This is a genomic window from Blastopirellula sp. SH421, from assembly GCF_057808535.1.
Genome location: NZ_CM173712.1, coordinates 5,032,457 through 5,054,247, shown reverse-complemented (window position 1 = coordinate 5,054,247; position 21,791 = coordinate 5,032,457). Strand labels below are relative to the sequence as shown.

The window sequence follows — 21,791 nt, the reverse complement described above, 5'->3', positions numbered from 1 at the left end:
CAGGGGGAGCTTGTTTTTTGAAATTGCGCTTTTGCGAACCGGATTGGACACTATTCCAAGGCGCAAGCCGAGGGAATTTGTCTAGCGACACCAGCACGACTTGAAGTGGCCATCTTCATTCCCTTGGCTTGCGCCTCGGGATCGTGTGACCACTTTTGGTTCATGCTGGCCGTGCTTCTCCGTTCGTCAGCTATCGAGGAAATGACGCATCATGCGCCAGCCTTCATCAAAGGAGAGCGTCGAGCTTCCGGCGTTTTCCTCGTCATACTTCGTATATTTGTCGGCAGTGACGCCGCTTCCGCAAATCGCGAGCGGTACAAAGCCATGACTATGCGTTTTGGTGCGAACCGGCGTCGGGTGATCCGGAGTGACCAGGATGCGATAGTCGCCCTGTTTTTTGAGGGCTTCATGCAACGGACCCACAATCAGGCGATCGATTTCTTCCAGCGCCTTGATCTTGGCGGCGGCGTCCCCTTCGTGCGATGCTTCGTCCGGCGCTTCGACATGGACGCAGATGATATCGGTCGTCGGCAATGCGTCGATCGCATACTTGCCTTTGGCGGCATAGTCGGTATCGGTATAGCCGGTGGCGCCTGGGACTTCGATTCGGTCCCAACCAACCAGCGCGGCCAGACCACGCAATAAGTCAACTGCGGTGATCATCTTGCCACTGCGACCATAAACATCTTGAAACGATTTGAGCGCGGGACGCTTGCCGATGCCCCATAGCCAGACGTTGGTCGCAGGCAGCTTGCCGGCGGCGATCCGCTGTTTGTTGACCGGGTGCTCGGCAAAGATCTCAACGCTGCGGCTCATCAACTCGGACAGCAAATCACTGCCGGGCCCGCGTGGGTAATCGTCAGCGACCGATTTGTCAGTCAGATCGTGCGGCGGCGTGGTGCGCGTATCTTGCGAGAACGGCGCCGGCGACTTTTCGCCGCGGTACAACAACAGGTTGCGATAGCTGACGCCGGGGATAAATTCGAGCAGATCGCCGCCGAGTTCGGCCTGGACTGCTTTCAGCAGTTCGGCCGCTTCTTCGCTGCTGATGTGCCCGGCGGTGAAGCTGCGCATTTGCTGGTCTTGCACCGTGACCAGATTGCAGCGAATCGCCCAATCTTCTGGCGCGAGCGAAATTCCCTGAGCCGCCGCTTCTAGCGGGGCGCGACCGGTGAAGTACTCGTTGGGGTTGTAGCCCAGCAGGCTAAGATTGGCCACATCGCTGCCGGCCGGCAAATGGTCAGGGACATTGTTCGCGCGGCCGACAACGCCGGCGGCGACAATTGCGTCCATGTTGGGCGTATGGGCGGCGGCCAGCGGCGACTTGCCGCCAAGCGATTCTTGAGGTTCGTCCGCGCAACCGTCGGGAATAATGATGGCGTATTTCATCGCTAGCTCGCTTTAATCTTGAACGCGAAGTTTACGGTTGCCGGCTCGCACGCTGTCGAGTCGAACGATTTCTTCTAACGCGGCGTCTGCATCGCCGTCGGTTGCGGTATGCGTCATGATGATCAACGAGACCACAGCGTTGTCGCCTTCATAGTCAGGCTCATGCTGAATGACCGACGCGATCGAAATGTTGTGCTCGCCCAAGATCGTCGCAATTTCGGCCAGTACGCCGGGACGATCGTCGACCAAAAACCGGAAGTAATAGCGACCAACAATCTCTTGCGGAGGACAGATCGCAATGTCTGGATTATGACTGGTGAACAGTTTGAGCGTGCGGAAGGTCAGCGCTGTGCGGCCCACGGCGGTATCGATCAAATCAGCGACCACAGCAGAAGCTGTCGGTTTTTGACCGGCGCCTAATCCGTGATACAGCAAGTCTCCCACTTGATCGCCGGTTACGCTGATTGCGTTGTACGCGCCGCGAACTTCGGCCAATGGGCGACCAATTTTGACCAACGTTGGCGAGACGTGCAGCTCCAAACCTTTGTCGGTCATCCGTGCGACCGCCAACAGTTTGACCCGGTAGCCCAGCTCTTGGGCAAACTGCAAGTCGACGGGGTCGAGCGAATCAATGCCGACGCGCGGAATCTCTTTCCAATCGATCGCTGCCCCAAAGGCTATATGCGCCAAGATCGCCAATTTTTGCGCCGCATCTGATCCGTCGACATCCATGGTTGGATCGGCTTCGGCGTAACCACGCTGTTGTGCTTCGCGGACGGCGTCGTAATAGTTGTCGCCATCTTCCTCCATCTTCGAGACGATGAAGTTACTGGTGCCGTTCAAAATGCCGACCAGCGACGTCACCTGGTTGGCGGCCATGCATTGCGTCAAGTTGGTGATGATCGGAATGCCGCCGGCCACGGCCGCGTCAAAGGCGATCGAACGCCCTAGTTCGTGCGCGCGGCTGAATAGCTCTGGCCCATGTTCGGCGATCAGCGCTTTGTTGGCGGTGACGATATCTTTGCCTGCTTCAAGCAGACGTAACATCGTTGTACGGGCGCAGTCGATCCCGCCCATCAGTTGGGCGACCACTTGGATCTCGGGATCGTTGATAATTTCGTCTAAGTCGTCCGTCAACACGCCATCAGGCAATTGGCAGTCGCGCTGGCGGCTTAGATCGCGGACGACCGCTTTTTGCAGCCAGAGCGTGGCGCCAGCATTTTTGGCGGTGCGATCTCCGTGGTCGAGTAGAATGCGCGCAACGCCGGCGCCCACGGTGCCGACTCCGACAATGGCGACTTTCGTTTTTGGCATGGCGATACGCTCTACTCCCCAAACTGACTGCGACTTCCAAGCGAATCATTCATCGTAGAGGGGCACGGTGAGCGTCGTCAACCGGGCTAAAGTTGTTATAGGGTAAAGGTTTCGGGGTTTCAAAGAACCGATCCCGCACGCCGTAGGACGCAGTTTGATATTCCCCGTGCTTCGGCCCTCAAATTCGGTCAGCATTGCCTGTCGACGCAGCCTGAGCAGGTCCAGGCGGCTTCTCAGCAGTAGGAAGCCTTGGCCAGGCTTACGGTTCGGATTTCATGGATTCGATTAGTGCGGGTTATCGACGGCCTGGGTAGGATCGTTGCTTATTGGAGCGATCTTGCCGTCGGAGGGGATCAGGTCGATTATTGCGGCGACCAGCGTTCGAGGCCGGAAGCCGAGGGTTCCGAAAGCCATCCTCGACAATTTGCTTGTGTCGAGCGTGCTGTTGAGTTTCTGAGGAGCCGTTAAGATAGAACCTTTGCCCCTTCGTTTTTTGTCTGCAAAGGACGTCATGGAATCTGCGCCGCTCGAATTCTTTAAGCGTTTGCTTGATACTCCCAGTCCCTCTGGCTACGAAAAGCCGGTTCAAGATCTGGTGCGCGACTATTTGAAGCCGATCGCCGAGACGGTTGACACCGACTTGCACGGCAACGTCATCGGCGCCAAGAACACCGGAGCTTCTCTCCGCGTGATGTACGCCGGGCATTGCGACCAAATCGGCATGCTGGTCTCCCAGATTGATGAAATGGGCTTTATCTACGCCCAAACGATCGGCGGCTGGGATCCGCAGCAATTGATCGGCCAGCGGATGGTGATCTGGACTGCGACCGGCCCAGTCCCGGCGGTGATTGCCCGCAAGCCGATTCACTTGCTGAGCGACGAAGAGCGAAAGACTGTGGTCGCCGCAAAAGACTTGTGGCTCGACATCGGCGCCAAGGATCAGGCCGAAGCCAAGCAGCTGATTCGCATCGGCGATCCGGTCACGTTAAAGCTGGGCTTTCAAGAGATGCGCAACGGTCTGGCCAACGCTCCGAAAATGGACAACACGACCGGTCTGTGGGTGGTGCTGGAAGCGCTGCGCCGCGCCGGTACGTTAAACTGCGCCCTCTATAGCGTTTCGACCGTACAGGAAGAGATTGGGTTGCGAGGCGCCAAAACGAGTGCGCACGGGATCAACCCGCATGTTGGGATCGGTGTGGACGTGACGCATGCGACCGACTGCCCCACGATCGACAAACGTCAGCAAGGGGAAGTGGCGCTCGGCAAAGGTCCAGTGATCTACCGCGGGCCGAACATGAACCCCAAGGTGGTCGATCTACTGATTGCAGCCGCTGACGACAAAAAGATTCCATACCAGTTAGCGGCTCTGGGCAAGCCGGCCTCCAATGACTCGAACGCGCTCCAGATGTCGCAAGCAGGTGTCGCAGCCGGCTGCGTATCGATCCCGAATCGTTACATGCACAGCGCCGTCGAGGTGGTTTCGCTCGAAGATATGGACAACGCCGCGACGCTGCTGGCCCGCTTCGCCGAGATGATTGAAGCCGAAGCCGATTTTCGACCGTAGGCTGCTCACCCTCACGTTTGGCGCCGCGGCGCTATGAGCCGCGGCAAGAGGCCGAGCAAGAAACAGAGCAGGGCGTCCCAATTGGTGACGCCCTGCTTTTTTATTGGACTGAACGAGACGGAAACTTATTCCCCGTCGCGAATCAGGTCGAAGTACTGTTGAGCGTTTTTCTCGTGATCGCGTGAGAGTCGTTTTTCGACGATTGCATCGGCGTCTTCCGACGATCCGGCCGACATCGCTGCTTTGATTTCGATCATAGTTTTACCGGCCATGTTCTTGCCGTCGACATAATCGACGATCACGCCTTTCCCTTTTTTCGGGTCGGCGCGAACTTGGGAATCATAAAAGCCGGTGTCGGTTTCTTCTTCGGGGCGATCTCCCTGACCTTGGCCTTCTCCCATGCCGTTGCCGGGACGCTGACCTTGTTGCATCCCCATCTGCCCCATGCCGTCCATGCCTTGACCTTGGCACGCTTTGCACATCGCTTCTTTGGCGGCGGTCATTTGGTCCATCGCTTCGTCCATCATTTCTAGCTCATCCATCTGGCTCTGCAGATCTTCTAGCTGCTGCGACATCTGGCTTAGCTGCTGTTGGGCTTCTTGCATGTTGCCGTTTTGCATTTGTTCGGCCGCTTCACCCAACTGCTTGGCCATTTGCTCCATGCGGCCCATTTGCTCGTTTTGCATTTCCATTTCGTCAAGCTGCTGCTGGAGCTTCGCGGCCGCTTCTTGATTGCCGGCTGCTTTTTGCTGTTCAATCTGTTGCTTGAGATCTTGTTTGGCTTGGGCCTGAGCGTCGGCCATTTGCTTCATCTTGTCAGCCATTTCTTTGAGCTGCTGACCGAGCGCCTGCTGCTCTTCTTTCGAGAGCTCGCCGTTGGCCATTTTTTGTTGCAGCGACTTCATCTCTTCAATTGCTTTTTTCAGGTCGCCATCTTTCAAGGCGTCGGCGATCTTATCGGCCGGACCTTTCGAGATATTTTTCAGCGCTTCTAGCTTGTCTTTCAGCATCTCGGACATGCCAAGCTCTTTGACTTTGTCTTTGAGCGCCTTGGCCAAATCGTTGAGCTCTAGCAGGGTGTTTTTTTGGTCGGCATCTTTTTTCTTGGCGAGCTTCTCTGTTCCTTCTTCCAGCTTTTTAAACAGCTCGCTGGCGTCGGTGAGACCTTTTTCTTCTGCTTCTTTGCGACGCTCTTCGAGTTTCTTTTTCAGTTCTTCGGTCGTCGATTTGACGATCTTTTTTTCCTGATTGACATTGGCGGCGACCGATTGGCCCGCGGTCGGATCGGGCTGCGCGTCTGGGACGAAGATCGCCACCATAAATGCGACTGCCGCAACCACGATCGGCAACAGGCCTTTCCACGAAGCACGCAACGGAAATTTTTCTCGAACGTCGATTCGCTCGACGCGACGAACCGCGTCAGAAACCAACGCTTGTCCAAATGCCGACTCGCGCTCTGCTTGACCCAGCGTCAGCGAGCTTGATACGCGTTCGCGCAGACCATAGCGCAAATCGATTTCGAGCGCCGCTTCCAGCGAGTTGCGCCGCACCACATAGGTCCAGATCACCGCGCTCCCCAGACCGAGGATCGCGGCGCCGGCTAGCCAGCTCCACTTCCAGATCTCACCATCAACGCCGATGGGCCAGATCTTGGGGACTGCCAAAGCGATTGCGGCCGCGAGATAAGCGAACAGCAAAGACCATACAAGTCGCTCTAGAAATTGCTGCGCGTTCAGTCGTCTTCGCGCCGCGCCAACTTGTTGTTGCAACTTGTCCATCATCAGGCCCCTTGGGGGATGCGAAAAATAGGGAGGATTTCTCGTAATTCGTGCCGAGAAGCTCCATCTAAGAAGTTTACCGGATTTCACCTACAAATATCCACCGAAATGGGGAAAATTTGTTGCGGTGGTACGCCGGTCGCAGTTCTTAGCTTGGGAAGTTTGCGACCGTCAGTTAGACTCCGCAGCAGGGACTTTTGTTTTCGCTATTTCGGCCGAGAATCGTTATGTTAACCACCACGCAAACCGCAGATCGACCGCTGGTAACCCCCAGCGAAGCTCCGGGGCGCGATGTGGTGATCTACGACGGGCATTGCCGGTTTTGTACAGCGGGAGTCCGTTGGCTCGACTTTTTGGGGGGGAAACGGCGGCTTTCTTACCTTTCACTGCATGATCCTCGTGTCGGTCCGTATGCTGGCGATCTGACCTTTGACCAGCTAATGGAAGAAATGTTTGTGGTCCAGCCCAATGGCCAGCGGCACGGGGGCGCCGAGGCTTTTCGGTATTTGACGCGCAAGTTGCCCCCCTTGTGGATCGTTGCACCACTCTTGCATATTCCCTACAGTCTGCCTATTTGGTCGTTTTTCTACCGTCAATTTGCACGTATTCGGTACAGATTTGGTCGAAATCAATGCGACGGGGATAGTTGCAAGATACATTTCGACTAGCCAGCGGCATTCGCCGATACCGATCTTATCTGACAATCCTCTCAATTCGTGCAGGGATGGGGCAGTCAAGGAGCCGACTACATGTTCGATTTTCGCTCGCGCGATGATGACGATAAGCCGGTGCGCATTCATCGCTTGGGGACCGAGATCGCCTTGGTCGAAACTCATGGATCGTGGCAGTTGTCGATCCAGCGCCGCAAGTGCGGCACGACCATTCGTCGACATGTCTACAGCGTTCAGCTCATCGGCCACGAGTCGCGGCTGCGCGAATTCATGACCGGGTTCTCCTCGCTCAACAGTGCTCGCAACGCCGCTCTCGACAAGATTGAGAAGCTGGAAGAGATGTACTACAAGCAGGCTTCGATCGAGGACGACTTCAAGCCGATCCCCGATATCGCCGACACGCTCAAGAAGCAAAAACAGATCAAAAAGACCGCCGGAATCAAACAACGAAGACGATTGGACTAAGAGCCTATCCGGATTTGTTCATTTTCTCGCTCGTTTGCGCGAAATTCTCGCTCTTTCGACTGCACGCCTATCGACGCCGCAGCACTTCCGTCAGATTGATAAGCAATGCGTCGCCAGCGCCGATCGGCCGTGTGACGCGTACAATTATCAGCGGAGGCGAGGCGCGCGAAAATGATCAGTGTTTTTGATTTATTCACGATTGGAATTGGACCTTCCAGCTCTCATTCGGTCGGCCCGATGCGGGCCGCGCATCGATTTCTGGCCACGCTTACCGAGGCCGGCCAGATCGACGCCGTTACACGAATCCAGGCCGAGCTGTTTGGCTCACTGGCCCTGACCGGCATCGGACACGGCACCGACAAAGCGGTCCTTGTTGGCCTGGAAGGAGAAACTCCTGAGTCGGTCGATCCCGAAGCAATCGTTCCCACCTTCGAGCGAATCCAGTCATCTCACCGGCTGAACTTGGCCGGAACTCAAGAGATTGCGTTCGACGTCGAAACCGACTTGCTGTTCCATCGCCGCAAGTCTTTACCGGCGCATCCCAACGGATTGAAATTCACCGCCTTTGCGGCGGACGGTGCTCTCCTGCAAGAGATCGCTTATTATTCGATCGGCGGCGGGTTTGTCGTTTCTGAAGCAGAGCTCACGCAAGGGCCGCCGCAAACGGCCGACCTCATCCCCTATCCGTTTGAAAAAGCGGCTGACCTGCTCCGTATCTCCCAGGAGACCGGCATGTCGTTCAGCAGCATCATGCTCGAAAACGAAAAGTCGCTGCGGAACGAAGCCGAAGTTCGGGCAGGCTTAATGCGGATTTGGGATGCGATGCAAAAATGCGTTGAGAAAGGTTTGGCCACCCCCGGCATTTTGCCCGGAGGGCTTAAGATCAAACGCCGCGCTCACGGCTTGTCGCAGGAGTTGATCAAACGCTATGGCGGCGCAAACGATCCTCTTTCGGTTCTTGATTGGGTGAATGCTTTTGCGATGGCCGTTAACGAAGAAAACGCCGCCGGCGGGCGCGTTGTCACCGCGCCGACCAACGGGGCGGCCGGGATTATTCCCGCGGTGTTGCATTACTATGCGCGCTTTTGCCCGCAAGCGAATGACGACGGCATCGTCCGCTTTTTGCTGACGGCTGGCGCCATTGCAGTGCTGTACAAAAAGAACGCGTCGATCTCTGGCGCCGAGGTCGGTTGTCAAGGCGAAGTGGGCGTCGCTTGTTCGATGGCGGCCGCCGCGCTGACCGAAGTTTTAGGCGGAACCCCGCAACAAGTCGAGCAAGCGGCCGAGATCGGCATGGAGCACAATCTGGGGCTCACCTGTGATCCGATCGGCGGGTTGGTGCAAGCGCCCTGCATCGAACGTAACGCAATGGGCGCCGCCAAAGCGATCAACGCATCGCGATTAGCGCTGCACGGTGATGGCACCCATCACGTCTCGCTCGATCGTGTCATCAACGTCATGCGCCGTACCGGCGCCGATATGTCGAAGAAGTACAAAGAGACCTCGCGCGGCGGCTTGGCGGTCAACTGGACCGAATGTTAGTTGCGTCCCGTTTCTGTGGCGTTCTTCGTGAGTGCAATAATGGAACGCGGCCAAGCCGCAGATAACGCACGGTAAAACACGATAGAGACTAAGCCAAACACTTTCACGCTAGCCCGTATCGCCGTCGAGGGAATACGACATGCAATAAGGACGCGGATTGAAGGCGAGGCCGCTTTCCCTCGCTTGCGCTGCGGGCTAGTGTTCAAGTGGTTCGAATGCACACGACCTCAAAATTCTATTTCTGGAGCGCGTCAAGAAACCGCACTCAGATCATCAAAACAACTTTACCCCGCATCCGCTAAGTCCTGCAGGTCCAATAGCCCGATCTCTTGCAGCACTTGGACCAGCCAACCGCGGATGCGCTCTTCGGTTTGATCCGATTCGTTATCTTCGTCAAGGCCCAGACCGACAAAGTGCTCGTCATCGTACATCGCCTGCGACTCATCAAACTGGTAGCCGGCGCTCGGCCACACCCCGACCAATTCAGCGCCCCGTTTTTGTATCGCTTGCCACAGCTCTCCCATCGCATCCAGAAAATTATCGGGATACCCATACGAATCTCCCATCGCGAATAGCCCCACTTTTTTGCCGGTCAAATCTAGATCGCCCAGCTTCCGCAAAAAGTCGTACCAGTCATCCTGCATTTCGCCGATGTTCCAGGTCGAGACGCCTAGCAGCAGTACATCGTACTGGCCAAGCTCGGCGGGATCTGTTTGACGGACATCGCCGATATGCGTCAGTAAGCCGCCCAGCTCTTCGGCCAATTTGTTGGCGGCCAGTTCGGTATTGCCGGTGGTCGAACCATAAAAAATTGCGATCGTGGTGCTCATCAATATTGCTTCCCAGAATGGTTGTTTTGTCGATTAAGAAACGGCCTCGAAAGAGTTCACACGCTCTGCATGGCGCCATGCTTTTACGGCGTCTTTATCCCATGAGCGTCTTTTCCAACCGTCGATTCAAGTACAATCAGGATCGAGACGCCGCGTGTTAATCGCTCGCGATTTCTATCATCCGACAGCGACAATAAGCGGCGCGTTCTTTATCGCCAAACTCAGCAAACAGCTCGATCAAGCGCGTGATGCAGCACGTGCAATCGACCGAGTAGAGTTCGTCGTGCGATGCGTCGGCGATCGCCAGGTAGGACTTTTCGATTTCGCCCAGCTGTCCCCACAAGGTTGCCAGAGACATGCGATAGCGAAACACTCGCGGCGCCAGATCGATCAGCTTCTCGACCAGAGGGATTGACTGCTCAGCAGGTTCACCCGCGCGAGACATGTAGTAGACAACTCCGTAGAGCGCGGCGTGACACTCAGGATTGTGCTGCACCGCCAATTCGCAGATGCGACGCGCTCGCTCAAACTCTTGTAGGCGCCCTAGCCCTTCGGCCAGGCAAGACAGTAATGTCGGCGGAAAATCGGTCCGCTCGGACAGTTCGCAATAGATCGAGCGGCCTTGTTCGATATCGCCCAATTGACAATGACAGTCGGCGATCGCCAACAGGGCGGCCATCGATAAGGGTTGCAGCTGACGTGCCTGCACCAACGTATGCAGCGCCGCGATATGTGACCCCTGCATTTGCAGGATCACTCCTTTTAATTCCAACGCGTCAGCGGCGACTTCACCTTCGGCCAACGCGGCGTCTACATGGTGCAGTGCTTCGGCCAACATTCCGCAACGGTAGCAAGCGACGGCGCGCTGCAAGGGATTTTGAATCACAGGCAATCTCTCCAAGCAATCAGTTGGTGAATCGGGCGTGACTAGTGATCCACGTCCTCTTCGTCAGTCGGTCGGTACGAGGAAACGGCCTCGTACTCAATTTGTGCGAGACGTGCGCGGCACGCCTCGGCTGGGGCGACTTCGCCACAGGCCGCCCACAGCAGACGTAACCGCTGGAGCGATGCGACGCAGTCTAAGGACTCGACCTCGATCACGCGCAACCGACGAACGGCGTCCAAGCGCCGTCCCGCTTCAACCAATCGCTTGATTACCGCGATTTTGTACTGGAGATTTTTGGGCTGCAGACGTTCGGCTTGCAACAGCAGCGGCAGCGCCGCTTGCGGGCCCAGTCCCGAGCGTTCCAAACCTTCGGCCACCAATACCAGCAGCCGATGGTTTTCACGAAAACGTCGCAACGAGCGCAGCCCCAGATCAACACCCACTCCAATCGCGTCCACACGCAGCAGCCCGCGAACCGCATCCACGGCCGAAGCTTCGTCGAGATTCTCGATTTCAGCCAAATGAACGTAGATACAGCTCGCCAAATCAGCCCGCTGCGAGCGGAGATAACACTCGGCTAACCGGCACTGAGCCGCCGCCGAGAGTGGAATAAGAACCGCGGCAGTTTCTAGCATCCGAGCCGCAGAGCCCAGTTCGCCCAGGCTAAATTGAATTTGTCCGGCCAACTGCCAACAGCGACCATCCGCTACCCACCGGGCATGATGACGCTGAAGCACGTGAAGAGCCTGACCACTTCGTCCCTGGCGAAACAAGTCTGCCGCAAGTGAGTAAAAATCCACCAAATCTCTCCTTCAAGCCGAAGCCACCGGTCGCAAGTAACTGCGCGAAAAGCGCAGCACACGCACCAAGCCAGCCGAGTCCGCCGTAAACGGCAAACAAGGTCGGAACATCCAGCAGAGCTGGCTTCTGCTTCAAAAAGACAGAATGGCTGGCGGCTGAAATGATAGTGAGTCTCAATAGCGATAATATAGCGAGGCACGGGTTCTGAGTCAACAGAATCGAAGCGATTTTTAGAGATTGGCCGTAAACGCCTGCCGGAGAACGAGCTACAGGGTGGCCCGGGCAGTTCGTCCAGAACTGGCCGGGTTGCGTCAGCAACAAGATGCCGTGCCATCCGATCGCAAGCTCAAGTTTGCTAAGAGAAACAACAAGACGTCAGCACGATGAGACTAGCTGGGCGCCATGCCGGCCCGGGCAAGCATTCAACTGCCGATATCTTCGACTCTAAATTCACGAAGGATTTCAGGAACGCCGTCGGTCGTAAGCTGATCAAGTTTTCGCTTGGCGGCTGCAAGCTTTTGGCTGTCGCGTGGATCGAGTGCGGCAATTTGGCCATTCAGTGCTCGCAAACGTGCGAGTTGCAATTGTTCGGCAAGTCTCAAGACCGTCTTCATTTGGCTGTGACGATCTGTCTCAGACTGTTTCGTACGCAAGGATTCAACGGCGTGCCGCAATTGATGCTCACGATCTTGCACCTTTGTAAGGTGAGTGTTTCCGCTGAACTGCCCAAGCCATTGTGCCATTTGAATTTTGGTTGTTGATCAAGGATTGGCATCGACGAACGTTGCGAGTAACGCGGCCAGTCCGGTAGGGTGGGTGGAGCAAAACCGAGAATGATTGAAACAACTTCATTCGACATGATCGGTTTGCGCAACCCACCGAACCAGCTTGCCGATACGCCGTAAATGGTGGGTTACGCAGGCCGAGTAGCAGCAGCGTCGGGATCGGAGAGCATTTTTTGAAAGCGTGATAGTTCAGCGCGTTTCAATGCGGGACCATAGTTTTTTATGCTGAGCCGCCGATTGTTGTGCAGGCGCCGTGGTCCACTTTGCGGCGCCTTGTCCAGCCTTTTGCAGCAACTGATCGAGGTCACTTGCAAACGTGGTAATCTGTTGGGGAAACGCGTTGTTGAAATAGATCGATTTCTGAGACGTCGATTGTTCGATCCACAATACCCATTGGGTGCCATCGGCGATTTGCGGGTCGGAGTACATTCGCCCCATGCTCGTCAGTTGCTTGGTGTTCACTAGGCTAACCAATGTTGCAACGTCGGTGGCTGACAGTTGAAGCGATGCCGATTCGGCACTCTGCCTTCCTTCGTAGCGGGAAAGTTGGACGGCGCCGGTCTCGTTGATCTTCACAATATCCAGACCGTGCCAACCACTGCCCCGGCCAAACTCGATGACGAAAGGCTGCGACGGATCCAGAACGAACGCGGGGCGAGCGTCGGGTTCGACCGTTAGAGTTGACATGCGCGTGTCACCCTGATTGCAGCCGACATCGAACGAGAGCAGCGTGAGAAGAATTGACCAGACCGTCGCCAAGCGAGCTCGTTTGTTATTCGATACAAGGTTAGTCAATGAGCAATCCATATCGAAGCATGCTTTCCATAGGCAATCAAGTCCGCGTCCAGAACTCTCGAAGTCGTAGCTCTTCCGGCATTCTACATCTTTGAAATGGTCGTGATCGAATTTTTCATCTACGCCGATTCATTGCCACGCAAGGCCTTGGCAACGGCACCCGTGCTCTTCTCACTAAGCCACGATCGAATCCGCAATCCGATCCGGCGAACGTGGGGGGGATGCAGGCCGATTCAGTGCCCTTTGACATTAGCGAAACCGAATTCGGCCTTGCCGCACCCGCTCTGCCAGACTGGGATGCTACTCGACCGTATAAGAGCTCCCGTTGATCGCGTTTACCACTCGCGTTCCTTTCGGAAACAGGACTACCACATCTGCGGCATTCACCGCTCCCTGCTTGAAGGCGTCGGCTTTTGTGTCCCAGACATTCGCGGCGCCTCTTTTTTCGGCGCGCGGCGTTCGAACTATTTCTCGTATTTCGGTCGGCATCCAAACATCTCCCACTAGTTCTGAGGCTTTTACCTCGAACGTTTCCGTGCGCCACTCGGATCCATCCTGCCAGCGCGCACGTCCTTGGATCGGCATAAAATCTTTGCTGATATCAAGCGTGAAGACGCGTTCCCCTTTGGCTTCGGCTAGGTGGAACGGGATCCAAGGGACGGTCAGTTCGACTGTCTCGCCGAGGACTTCACCGAAGCGAAAATGATCACGCTGGGATAGTAGTAGCGGAAACAAAAAATCGGCGTCTGGGACCGCTTCTCCAGAAAGCCAATAGCGGTAGCGGTTGTGTTTGATCACGGGGTCTTGTTGCGTATCAATTCGGCCGTTTTGATGCAGGGGATCTGTTTGCATTGCGGAGTAGTGCATCCCCAGTTCGATTTGCGGATTAAACGCGGTTTGCGTCGTCATCACAGGCTGTTCGTCGGTCGAGCGATGGAAGATCTCGGCGTCAATCCGATACTGTTGTCCTAACTGCCAGTGCGTGTAATAGTCCTTTTTGCCGGGCCCTAGCGCAGCGCCCAGCTTTCCGTCGGCAAATTCATAGTCCTTGATGACCACCGCAGCGTGATACTTCAGGTTTTGGGCGTGGTCTATTCGGCGAGAAATCGCATCCGTAACCACTTGTGTCTGTTCGCTCTCTGAGAGGTGGCTGAACTCCGACGGAGTAACAGCGAATGCTGACGCGTGAACCGTCAGCGCGATCCATAATGGAGCTAGGCCCGACCACCATCGAAAGGATCTGTTCATCTAAATCTCCGCCCGGTTTGCGATTTTCAACGACAACTTGGATGCAGAGAGGCCCGTCGGTACCCGTGCTTGCGCAATTGGGCTACGATTTTCCTCTGCCCGGCGCGATTGGTGGGTTGCGCAGGCCGATTGGAGGATGTATGAAATTGGTAATACCGATCGCGGCCTTCTTCACCCACCCTACTAGAATGGAGTGCAGTTACCCGAAGTACTGCACCGCGTTTTGGAAGATTTTCAGGCCGTCGCCCACTTCTCCGGCTTCGCCGCGGGTCCAGCGGGGGTGATGCGTCGGATCGAGATGACGTTCGGGGTGCGGCATCAGGCCGAAGACGCGGCCGGTTGCGTCGCAGGCTCCGGCGACGCCTAATTGGGCGCCGTTGGGGCAATCGGGGAACGCGGCTTCTTCGCCTGCGGCGTCGGTGTAGCGGAGGGTTAGTTGGCCCGACGTATCCAGCTGCTCCAGCGTTTTGGGGCAACGTGCGACAAAGCGGCCTTCGGCATGGGCGACCGGCAAGTACATTTTTTCAATGTCTTTGAGGAAGACGCATTTGTCGCCGGAGGTTTTCAAGTGGACCCAGCGATCGATGAAACGCTGCGATTCGTTCCAGGCCAAGGTCGCCGGCGCGTGACCATCTTCGTCGTCAGGAAGTAGAAGACCCGATTTAAGCAAGATTTGAAACCCGTTACAGATCCCCAGCACCAACTTGCCGGCGTCGACAAATTCACGCAGCACTTCGTCCAAGTGATGACGAATCAGGCTGCCGACGATTCGACCGGCGGCGATGTCGTCACCGTAGCTGAATCCGCCGGGCAAGCAGAGGATTTGGTATCCCTCGGCCAAGCTCGGCTGATCGAGCAAGCGGTTGAGATGGACGCGCTCGGCGGCGCCGCCGGCTGCTTCAAACGCAAACGCGGTCTCGCGGTCGCAATTGGTGCCAGGGGCTCGCAGGATCAACGCCTTGGGAGTCGCCATCGTCGGATACTTTTTCTTGAAAGGTGCTGCAAACAGAAAAACAGGAAAGTAAATCGCTTACCAGTCGAGCGGCGAGAGCCAGGCTTGCTTCAGTTCGTCGAGCGAAGCCGAAACCAGCGTCGTTTTGTCCAGCGAAATCGTCAGCTTCGGTTGCTCGACCACTGTGCCGATCGCCGCATGCGGAATGCCGGCCAACAGCGATTGGAACTGCTTCTCGTTCTCGGCCGGGACTTCGACCAAAAACCGCGTATTCGATTCGCTGAATAGCAAGCTGATCGCATGCTTGGCCGCTGCGTCATGCGGCATGTTGTCGAGCGAGATCTCGGCGCCAAACCCGCCTGCGAACGCCATCTCGGCGATCGCGACGGCCAAACCACCTTCGGAGAGATCGTGACACGCGCGAACCAGACCACCATGAATCGCTTTGTGCAGTGAAGCAAACGTGCTTTTGGCGACGGCGGCGTTGACCTTGGGGGCGGCGCCATCGGTTTGCTTGTGGATCAGCGACCAGTGCGAACCGCCTAGTTCGTTGAATGTCTTGCCGACGACATACAGTTTGCTGCCCACTTTTTTCAGGTCCATCGTCACGCAGCGACGGACGTCGTCGACCTGACCCAAGGCGCTAATCAACAGCGACGGCGGGATCGAGATCGTCTGCTTTTCGCCAGCCTCGTTGAAGTAGCTGAACTCGTTGTTCAGGCTATCTTTGCCCGAGATAAACGGCGTGCCGAGAGCGATCGCCATGTCATAGCAAGCGATCGCCGAACGGACGAGCGAGCCGAGCGTTTCGGGCCGATCCGTATAGCCCCAGCAGAAGTTGTCGAGGATCGCGATCTGCGACGGATCGGCGCCGACGGCGACGCAGTTCCGCATCGCTTCGTCAATCGCACTGGTCGCCATGTCGTAAGTGTCAAAATCGCCGAAGCGAGGATTCATGCCGCACGAGACCACCACGCCGCGCTGCGAAGTCAGCACCGGTCGTACAACCGCCGCGTCGCCGGGACCGTCATTCATGACGCCGACCAGCGGCTTGATGACGCTGCCCCCTTGGACTTCGTGATCGTATTGGCGAATGATCCAATGCTTGCTTGCGACATTGAGCGAGCCCAGGATCTGCTTCAGATCGCTGGCGAAATCGCACGACTTGGCGGCAGGCAGCTTCAGCGGTTTGATCGCGGCCGGCTTGTAAGTCGCTTCGCGGACGATCGGCGGACGCCCATCGTGCAGGAACTTCATATCGAGATCGCCGACTTGTTCTTTGTAGTAGAACAACTTCAAGCGGCCAGTTGGCGCGAACCGGCCGATGATGGTCGCTTCGACCCCTTCGCTGGAGCAAAGCTCTTCCAGCTCGTCCCATTTGTCATCCGGCACGGCCAAGACCATCCGTTCTTGGGCTTCGCTGATCCAGATTTCGGTATAGGACAGCCCGTCGTATTTCAGCGGAGCGCGATCGAGCCAGACGTCGGCGCCAAGCTTTTCGCCCATCTCGCCGACGGCGCTGGAGAACCCGCCGGCGCCGCAGTCAGTGACGGCGTTAAACAGGCCGCGATCGCGAGCTTCGAGCAGCACGTCGAGCACCATCTTCTCGGTGATCGCGTTGCCAATCTGCACGGCGCCGCCAGAGAGCGATTCGCTTTCGCTGGTGAGCTCAGCCGAGCTGAACGTGGCCCCATGGATGCCGTCGCGACCGGTGCGTCCGCCCAGGGCGACGATCAGGTCGTTCGGCTTCACTTCTTTGAAGGAGTGCTGCTGCGGGATCAGGCCAACGTTGCCGCAGTAAACCAGTGGATTGCCCAGGTAACGCTCGTCAAAGTAGACGGCGCCGTTGACCGTGGGGATGCCCATGCGGTTGCCGTAATCGCGGACGCCGCTGACGACGCCGTTCATCACGCGACGCGGATGCAACACGCCGGGTGGAAGCGATTCAGGATCCATCTCGGGCGGAGCGAAGCAGAAGACGTCAGTGTTGCAGATTGGCTTGGCGCCCATGCCGGTCCCCATTGGATCGCGGACGACGCCGCCGATGCCGGTGTTGGCGCCGCCGTAAGGTTCCAGGGCAGACGGATGGTTGTGCGTTTCGACCTTGAAAACAATGTTGTGCTGATCATCAAAGCGGACAATGCCGGCGTTGTCTTGAAAGACGCTGACGCACCAATCTTTGTCGCCCAGGCTTTTGCGGATCTCTTGGGTCGCGGCGAAGATCGTCTCTTTCAACATGTTGTTGAATTTGCGTTCGCCTTTTTCATCTTTGTAGGCGATGCGGCCGGCCAGGGTTTTGTGGCTGCAATGTTCGCTCCAAGTTTGCGCGACCGATTCCAGCTCGATATCGGTCGGATCTCGCCCGAGCTCGGCAAAGTATTTTTGAATGGTCTGCATTTCGACCAGCGTCAGATAGAGCTGGCCATCCTTACTAAGCTTGGTCAGACCAGCGTCATCCAACTTGCGGATCGGCGTAGTCGCCAGCGCAAATTCGTACGGCTTGCCGAACGAGAGTTGCTCGAACGGAATCGCGCCGACGATGACTTGCTCGATCGCATCGTTGGCCAACAGCTTGTTGCAAAGCTTGTCAAACAGCGGCTGCGGCAACTGCGGCAGCCAATATTTGCGGAACGTGCGGACCGCTGCGGCCGATTGACCGAAGTCAGTGATTGCCGTCATGGTGCTTTGGGCGACGGGGTCCATCACGCCGGGCTTCGGCAAGACGTAGACCATTTGCGACAAGCCGGGCGCCGGCGGCTCTGACAGAGAGTCGGCGCCTGCTTCGTCGATGATCGCCTGTTCGACGACGGTGTCGCAAAGCAATTGAGCGGACAGCAGCTCAACATGATTGCGGTTGAAGTCGGCCTGAATCAGAAAACCGCGCGACGTAGCGGCCTGCAGATCAGACACAAGGCCCAGATCGGCGGCAGCGGCGATTAGCGAATCAGCGGCAGCGTCGCGCTCGTCAGCGGACGGATAAATATCAATTTCCCACAGCGTCACGGCGATTTTTTCCGTCGTTTAGGAGTTTTTCGAGCTTGGCGTCGTTCTCTGCTTCGAGTGCTTCACGCAAAGCCGCCAGCACTTTCTCAAACTTGTCGAGCGCCTTCAAGACGTGGACCCGATTCGAGGTAAATATCTGTCTCCACAATGCGGCGTCGCCGGCGGCGATCCGCGTGGTGTCGGACCAACCGGTCGAAGTCAGCGGCAACCATTTGGCAGGGGTTGTCGCGGCGACCGCAGCGGCTGCCCAGTGTGGCAAATGGCTCGTAAAAGCCAGCGCCTCATCGTGTTCGTGGGGATTCATCCAAACCACCGTCGCCCCCAGGCAAGTCCACAATTCTTCGACCGCTTCGGCCGCTGCCTGATCGGTGTGCGGCGTCGGCGTCAGCACAACGGTGCGATCGACAAACAGGCAAGCGTCGGCATGTTTGGGACCTGCTTTGGCGCCCCCCGCTAATGGATGGCCACCGATGAATCGGGCGTTGGTGAGCCCTTGATCGAGGGCCGTCGTAATTTCATGTTTGGTGCTGCCGGCGTCGGTGACGATCGTCCCAGGGGGGCAGTGTCGATCGATTTCCTGCACTAGCCCGACGATTTTATCGACGGGGGCACAAACCACGACCAGATCAGCAGCTTGTACGCCTGCGGCGATGTCGGTGGTCGATTGGTCTATCGCCCCGACACGGTGGGCGTCGGCCAGGCTGTCTGGGTTATGCCCTACGCCCACAATCGACTTGGCCAAACCGCGGGCTCGCATCGCCAAACCGATCGAACCGCCGATCAGGCCGACTCCGACGATCGTGGCTTGATTCCACTTGGGCATGACGAGAAAGGGGGTGTTAGTCGTAAATGGCGAAATGCAAGATTCGGTTAGTTTAACAAAATCTGACCGCCTTAGCCGAGGGGCAAGGCGCTGCGAGAGACGATTTCCCCAGGTATCTTGAGAGAGAACCGTTCCAACTCCCTAAAACCGCGAGATGGCATGCTTTTTTCCCCACGCATCGGACTTCAATCGCTGGTTTTGCTCTGCCGGCGGGTCGGCACGCAGTTGGACGCCGGTGTGGATGACCGGACGATCTGGCGCCGCGAAGTCGAGCGAGCCACCGGATCACAGCGGCAGATGATGATCGAAATCCGCGACGCCGTCGAAAGCGGCTCGACCTTGGGGGATGCGCTGAAGCGAACCGGCGACTACTTCCCGCATGTTTTTCGCGAAATGGTTCGTCTGGGGGACGAAACTGGACATCTCGATCGGATCTTGCAGGAATTATCAGTGCGATATGAGCACCGGATGCAACTGCGGACTGCGTTTCTGGCCGGGATCACCTGGCCGATGATCCAGCTGGTGTTTGCGGTCGTTGTGGTTGGGCTATTGATCTGGATCATGGGGTTTATCGGTGAAATGACCGGTTCTCCGGTGGATATTCTCGGTTTGGGGCTGATTGGGACCAGAGGGCTGGTCGTCTATTTTTCGTTGATCGGCAGTTTGGTTTTTGGCGGCTGGGTGGTGTGGATGTTCTACAGCCGCGGGCAGCTTGACTTTTTGCCGATCGGCCGCATCCTGATGAGCATTCCCGGGGTTGGCTATCCCCTGAAGACCATCGCGTTGGCGCAGATGGCTTGGTCGCTGGCGCTGACCACCGGCGGCGGGCTTGATGCGCGAAGATCGCTGCAGTTGGGGCTCGAGTCGACGCATAGCGATTACTACACGCGATATATCGAGCAGGTCGATCGCGATCTGTTGGCAGGAGAAGATATCGGCGCAGCGCTGCGTCATACGAGCGTTTTCCCCGAAGAGTTTCTCGACGCGATCGATACCGGCGAAATCAGCGGCAATCTGTCCGAAATGATGGAAAAGCTGTCGGCCGACTACCAGGGTCGCGCCAAAGTGGCGCTGAACACCCTGGCGATGCTGGCCGGCTTTGGCGTTTGGCTGATGGTCGCTGGGTTGATTATTACATTGATCTTTCGTGTGTTTTTTACCTATTTGAATACGCTGAATGGTTTGTTGGAGGAGGTTGCTTAGAAGTCGCCGCGTTACGCATCTTCGCCGATTTTCAGCCCGGCCCCTTTCGCCCATAGCTGGATGATCTTGAGCTCGTCGGCGGTTGCTGCGCGGTTGGACTTACCGCTGAACTGGGCGATTGACCGGTCTTCGGTATCGACTTCGATCGTCAACAGTTTTGTGCGACGTCTAAGCGTTTCCAACTCCATGGTCCAGATAGACGAACGTCCTTCCAAGCACAGATCAATGTAGGTTCCTACGCAGTGATCCAGCGCTTGCCCTTCTTCGGCAACGGACTTGCTGTTGAGCAACTCGCGAATCGACCAGGCTTCCAGGTCTCCGCTGTCGCTTTCCTTGAGCAGGTCGAAACTTGGAACTCCGCAGGGCGCCCAATCAAACTTGCCAAACACAAAGGTTTCGTGCCGAGTCTCATGCCAGCGGGCGATCTGACGCAACAGAGACTCGGGCGTTCGTCCTCGCATCGAAAAGTTCGGCTCACGCGGCTGCCCCACTTCGGGCTGACCTTGGCCGTCGATTTCGTATCTCGGCACAAACCGTTGAAAGTGGATGTAATCCACGATCGAGTTAATATGCGAGCGAATCGATTCAAAGTGACGAATCATCCACTGCAGGACCACATTCCAGAACTTGGGGTGCTGGAAATCGATCGCCAATCGTGTGCGGATCACCGCGCGGGCTAGTTCGTCCTGGCCCCCCATCCCTTTCACTTCGCCCCAGCGCAGCGCTTGATCGACGCTGACGTTGTGAGGAGCCTGTTGAAGATGGTGAGCCATCTTCTTGGTGTAAGGAATCGGCATCGTCAGGCAATTCGCCAGGTTATGCCCAGCGGCTTGATGCAAGTACCAACCGCGAGCCGTACCTTGTCGACCGCCATGGCCTGAGAACCAGACCTGCTCGAAGAAGCGAGGCATTTCGTCGAACCGCACAAACAGATGTTGCAGCAGCGAGCGGAACTGACTACGCGGACTGCGACCGCTTGGTTTCCAAGTATGCAACGGCCGCACCCAGCGCTGATGATGCGCGGCAATCAACGGCAGCGCTTCGAGCGCTGTATTGCCGGTACGATCGCCAAACCGAGGAAAGTAAGGGGCCCCGTCCAGGAATTTGACTTTGCACTTCTGCAAATGCGTGAGCAGCGCTTCAAGCGTGACGCGGCAGATCTTGCGCTCGCTGTGGTGACCGTTATTTCGCCAGACAGCGAAATAGAACGCTCGAATCTGCGGACTCCAGAGCCCGTTCCAGAGTTGATCTTTGCAGATATTCGCCAGGGTATTCTCCACGCGGCGAGCTTCGCGACGTTTTTCCACCATCGCGGCGATTGCCTGTTTCCGAGCGGCGTGCTGGATCTCGCGGCGACGATTCGCTGGACTTTTATCGAGTCTGCGACAGAAACCATTCTCAGCGCACCAGCGGCGATACTGGGAGAGCGACGTCAGCGTCAGCGATTGGAGATGCAGCTTCAGTTGCGGATCGGTCTGTAGAATAATTTCGTTGGTTTGTTGGGTAGCCATAATGGATCAAGGGGGCGCATAGGATCTCTACAGTTTCGAAAGGACATCCGTAAACTCGCGGTGCAAGGAATCGGTTTCATGTTTAAAACTCCAATAGAAAGGGTGGATGTGGAGAGGGGGACACACATGGTAAGAGACGGTTCGCGCGCAGAGAATTTCGGAGGACGCGTCTTGACGCGCCGAGGCACAACGAGCTACCCAATCGTTGAGTATGGATTCGGCCCGCAGCGA

At 56.8% G+C, this 21,791-nt stretch carries 18 protein-coding genes; 5 read left to right on the top strand and 13 right to left on the bottom strand.

Annotated features, from left to right (window positions below):
* Nucleotides 1-186: 186 nt before the first annotated feature.
* Together SH421x_RS20425 and SH421x_RS20420 are read right to left on the bottom strand one after the other, a co-directional pair.
* Nucleotides 187-1,389: a cofactor-independent phosphoglycerate mutase gene (locus SH421x_RS20425; RefSeq protein WP_488851868.1), complete on the bottom strand. Its 1,203-nt coding sequence runs from the start codon at nucleotides 1,387-1,389 to the stop codon at nucleotides 187-189.
* A 12-nt stretch (nucleotides 1,390-1,401) separates the two neighbouring features.
* Entirely contained in the window at nucleotides 1,402-2,703 is a 1,302-nt protein-coding gene (locus SH421x_RS20420; protein ID WP_488851867.1) for a homoserine dehydrogenase, read from the bottom strand.
* Between the two features lie 511 nt (nucleotides 2,704-3,214).
* Here SH421x_RS20420 and SH421x_RS20415 point away from each other — a divergent pair.
* A complete protein-coding gene (locus SH421x_RS20415; protein ID WP_488851866.1) occupies nucleotides 3,215-4,267 on the top strand; it encodes a M42 family metallopeptidase in 1,053 nt (350 codons plus the stop codon).
* Between the two features lie 125 nt (nucleotides 4,268-4,392).
* Here the strand turns inward: SH421x_RS20415 and SH421x_RS20410 are convergent, their stop codons facing one another.
* A complete protein-coding gene (locus SH421x_RS20410; RefSeq protein WP_488851865.1) occupies nucleotides 4,393-6,048 on the bottom strand; it encodes a hypothetical protein in 1,656 nt (551 codons plus the stop codon).
* Nucleotides 6,049-6,272: 224 nt separating this feature from the next.
* Between SH421x_RS20410 and SH421x_RS20405 the strand changes: the two genes are divergently transcribed.
* The 3 genes from SH421x_RS20405 (at nucleotide 6,273) to SH421x_RS20395 (ending at nucleotide 8,723) form a co-directional block, all read left to right on the top strand.
* On the top strand, nucleotides 6,273-6,713 hold the full coding sequence (locus SH421x_RS20405) for a thiol-disulfide oxidoreductase DCC family protein (protein ID WP_488851864.1): 441 nt from the start codon (nucleotides 6,273-6,275) through the stop codon (nucleotides 6,711-6,713).
* A gap of 81 nt (nucleotides 6,714-6,794) precedes the next feature.
* Complete coding sequence (locus SH421x_RS20400; RefSeq protein WP_488851863.1) at nucleotides 6,795-7,181, top strand: hypothetical protein; 387 nt, start codon at nucleotides 6,795-6,797, stop codon at nucleotides 7,179-7,181.
* Between the two features lie 171 nt (nucleotides 7,182-7,352).
* Complete coding sequence (locus SH421x_RS20395; protein WP_488851862.1) at nucleotides 7,353-8,723, top strand: L-serine ammonia-lyase; 1,371 nt, start codon at nucleotides 7,353-7,355, stop codon at nucleotides 8,721-8,723.
* A 284-nt stretch (nucleotides 8,724-9,007) separates the two neighbouring features.
* Here SH421x_RS20395 and SH421x_RS20390 read toward each other — a convergent pair whose 3' ends face one another.
* The 9 genes from SH421x_RS20390 to SH421x_RS20350 form a co-directional block, all read right to left on the bottom strand.
* Entirely contained in the window at nucleotides 9,008-9,553 is a 546-nt protein-coding gene (locus SH421x_RS20390; protein ID WP_488851861.1) for a flavodoxin, read from the bottom strand.
* A 157-nt stretch (nucleotides 9,554-9,710) separates the two neighbouring features.
* Nucleotides 9,711-10,439, bottom strand: coding sequence for a hypothetical protein (locus tag SH421x_RS20385; protein WP_488851860.1), 729 nt, complete (start codon nucleotides 10,437-10,439; stop codon nucleotides 9,711-9,713).
* Nucleotides 10,440-10,480: 41 nt separating this feature from the next.
* On the bottom strand, nucleotides 10,481-11,239 hold the full coding sequence (locus SH421x_RS20380) for a tetratricopeptide repeat protein (RefSeq protein ID WP_488851859.1): 759 nt from the start codon (nucleotides 11,237-11,239) through the stop codon (nucleotides 10,481-10,483).
* A 423-nt stretch (nucleotides 11,240-11,662) separates the two neighbouring features.
* Entirely contained in the window at nucleotides 11,663-11,854 is a 192-nt protein-coding gene (locus tag SH421x_RS20375) for a hypothetical protein (protein ID WP_488851858.1), read from the bottom strand.
* Between the two features lie 360 nt (nucleotides 11,855-12,214).
* Complete coding sequence (locus tag SH421x_RS20370; protein ID WP_488851857.1) at nucleotides 12,215-12,820, bottom strand: hypothetical protein; 606 nt, start codon at nucleotides 12,818-12,820, stop codon at nucleotides 12,215-12,217.
* Nucleotides 12,821-13,120: 300 nt separating this feature from the next.
* Entirely contained in the window at nucleotides 13,121-14,068 is a 948-nt protein-coding gene (locus SH421x_RS20365) for a hypothetical protein (protein WP_488851856.1), read from the bottom strand.
* 199 nt (nucleotides 14,069-14,267) lie between these two features.
* On the bottom strand, nucleotides 14,268-15,041 hold the full coding sequence (purQ, locus tag SH421x_RS20360) for a phosphoribosylformylglycinamidine synthase I (protein ID WP_488851855.1): 774 nt from the start codon (nucleotides 15,039-15,041) through the stop codon (nucleotides 14,268-14,270).
* Nucleotides 15,042-15,098: 57 nt separating this feature from the next.
* Nucleotides 15,099-18,023, bottom strand: a complete 2,925-nt coding sequence (gene purL, locus SH421x_RS20355) for a phosphoribosylformylglycinamidine synthase subunit PurL (RefSeq protein ID WP_488851854.1) — start codon at nucleotides 18,021-18,023, stop codon at nucleotides 15,099-15,101.
* Nucleotides 18,004-18,846: a prephenate dehydrogenase gene (locus tag SH421x_RS20350; RefSeq protein ID WP_488851853.1), complete on the bottom strand. Its 843-nt coding sequence runs from the start codon at nucleotides 18,844-18,846 to the stop codon at nucleotides 18,004-18,006. The genes purL and SH421x_RS20350 overlap by 20 nt, the downstream gene beginning before the upstream one ends.
* Before the next feature lie 159 nt (nucleotides 18,847-19,005).
* Between SH421x_RS20350 and SH421x_RS20345 the strand changes: the two genes are divergently transcribed.
* A complete protein-coding gene (locus SH421x_RS20345; RefSeq protein WP_488851852.1) occupies nucleotides 19,006-20,049 on the top strand; it encodes a type II secretion system F family protein in 1,044 nt (347 codons plus the stop codon).
* 11 nt (nucleotides 20,050-20,060) lie between these two features.
* On the opposite strand, the gene SH421x_RS20340 is transcribed toward SH421x_RS20345, so the two are convergent.
* Entirely contained in the window at nucleotides 20,061-21,560 is a 1,500-nt protein-coding gene (locus tag SH421x_RS20340; RefSeq protein WP_488851851.1) for a PcfJ domain-containing protein, read from the bottom strand.
* Between the last annotated feature and the right edge of the window lie 231 nt (nucleotides 21,561-21,791).

What these genes read in the sequence shown, in the direction of transcription:
- SH421x_RS20425 (WP_488851868.1), bottom strand. Translation starts at nt 1,389, where the DNA reads ATGAAATACGCCATCATTATTCCCGACGGTTGCGCGGACGAACCTCAA.
- SH421x_RS20420 (WP_488851867.1), bottom strand. Translation starts at nt 2,703, where the DNA reads ATGCCAAAAACGAAAGTCGCCATTGTCGGAGTCGGCACCGTGGGCGCC.
- SH421x_RS20415 (WP_488851866.1), top strand. Translation starts at nt 3,215, where the DNA reads ATGGAATCTGCGCCGCTCGAATTCTTTAAGCGTTTGCTTGATACTCCC.
- SH421x_RS20410 (WP_488851865.1), bottom strand. Translation starts at nt 6,048, where the DNA reads ATGATGGACAAGTTGCAACAACAAGTTGGCGCGGCGCGAAGACGACTG.
- SH421x_RS20405 (WP_488851864.1), top strand. Translation starts at nt 6,273, where the DNA reads ATGTTAACCACCACGCAAACCGCAGATCGACCGCTGGTAACCCCCAGC.
- SH421x_RS20400 (WP_488851863.1), top strand. Translation starts at nt 6,795, where the DNA reads ATGTTCGATTTTCGCTCGCGCGATGATGACGATAAGCCGGTGCGCATT.
- SH421x_RS20395 (WP_488851862.1), top strand. Translation starts at nt 7,353, where the DNA reads ATGATCAGTGTTTTTGATTTATTCACGATTGGAATTGGACCTTCCAGC.
- SH421x_RS20390 (WP_488851861.1), bottom strand. Translation starts at nt 9,553, where the DNA reads ATGAGCACCACGATCGCAATTTTTTATGGTTCGACCACCGGCAATACC.
- SH421x_RS20375 (WP_488851858.1), bottom strand. Translation starts at nt 11,854, where the DNA reads ATGAAGACGGTCTTGAGACTTGCCGAACAATTGCAACTCGCACGTTTG.
- SH421x_RS20365 (WP_488851856.1), bottom strand. Translation starts at nt 14,068, where the DNA reads ATGAACAGATCCTTTCGATGGTGGTCGGGCCTAGCTCCATTATGGATC.
- purQ (WP_488851855.1), bottom strand. Translation starts at nt 15,041, where the DNA reads ATGGCGACTCCCAAGGCGTTGATCCTGCGAGCCCCTGGCACCAATTGC.
- SH421x_RS20350 (WP_488851853.1), bottom strand. Translation starts at nt 18,846, where the DNA reads ATGCCCAAGTGGAATCAAGCCACGATCGTCGGAGTCGGCCTGATCGGC.
- SH421x_RS20345 (WP_488851852.1), top strand. Translation starts at nt 19,006, where the DNA reads ATGCTTTTTTCCCCACGCATCGGACTTCAATCGCTGGTTTTGCTCTGC.
- SH421x_RS20340 (WP_488851851.1), bottom strand. Translation starts at nt 21,560, where the DNA reads ATGGCTACCCAACAAACCAACGAAATTATTCTACAGACCGATCCGCAA.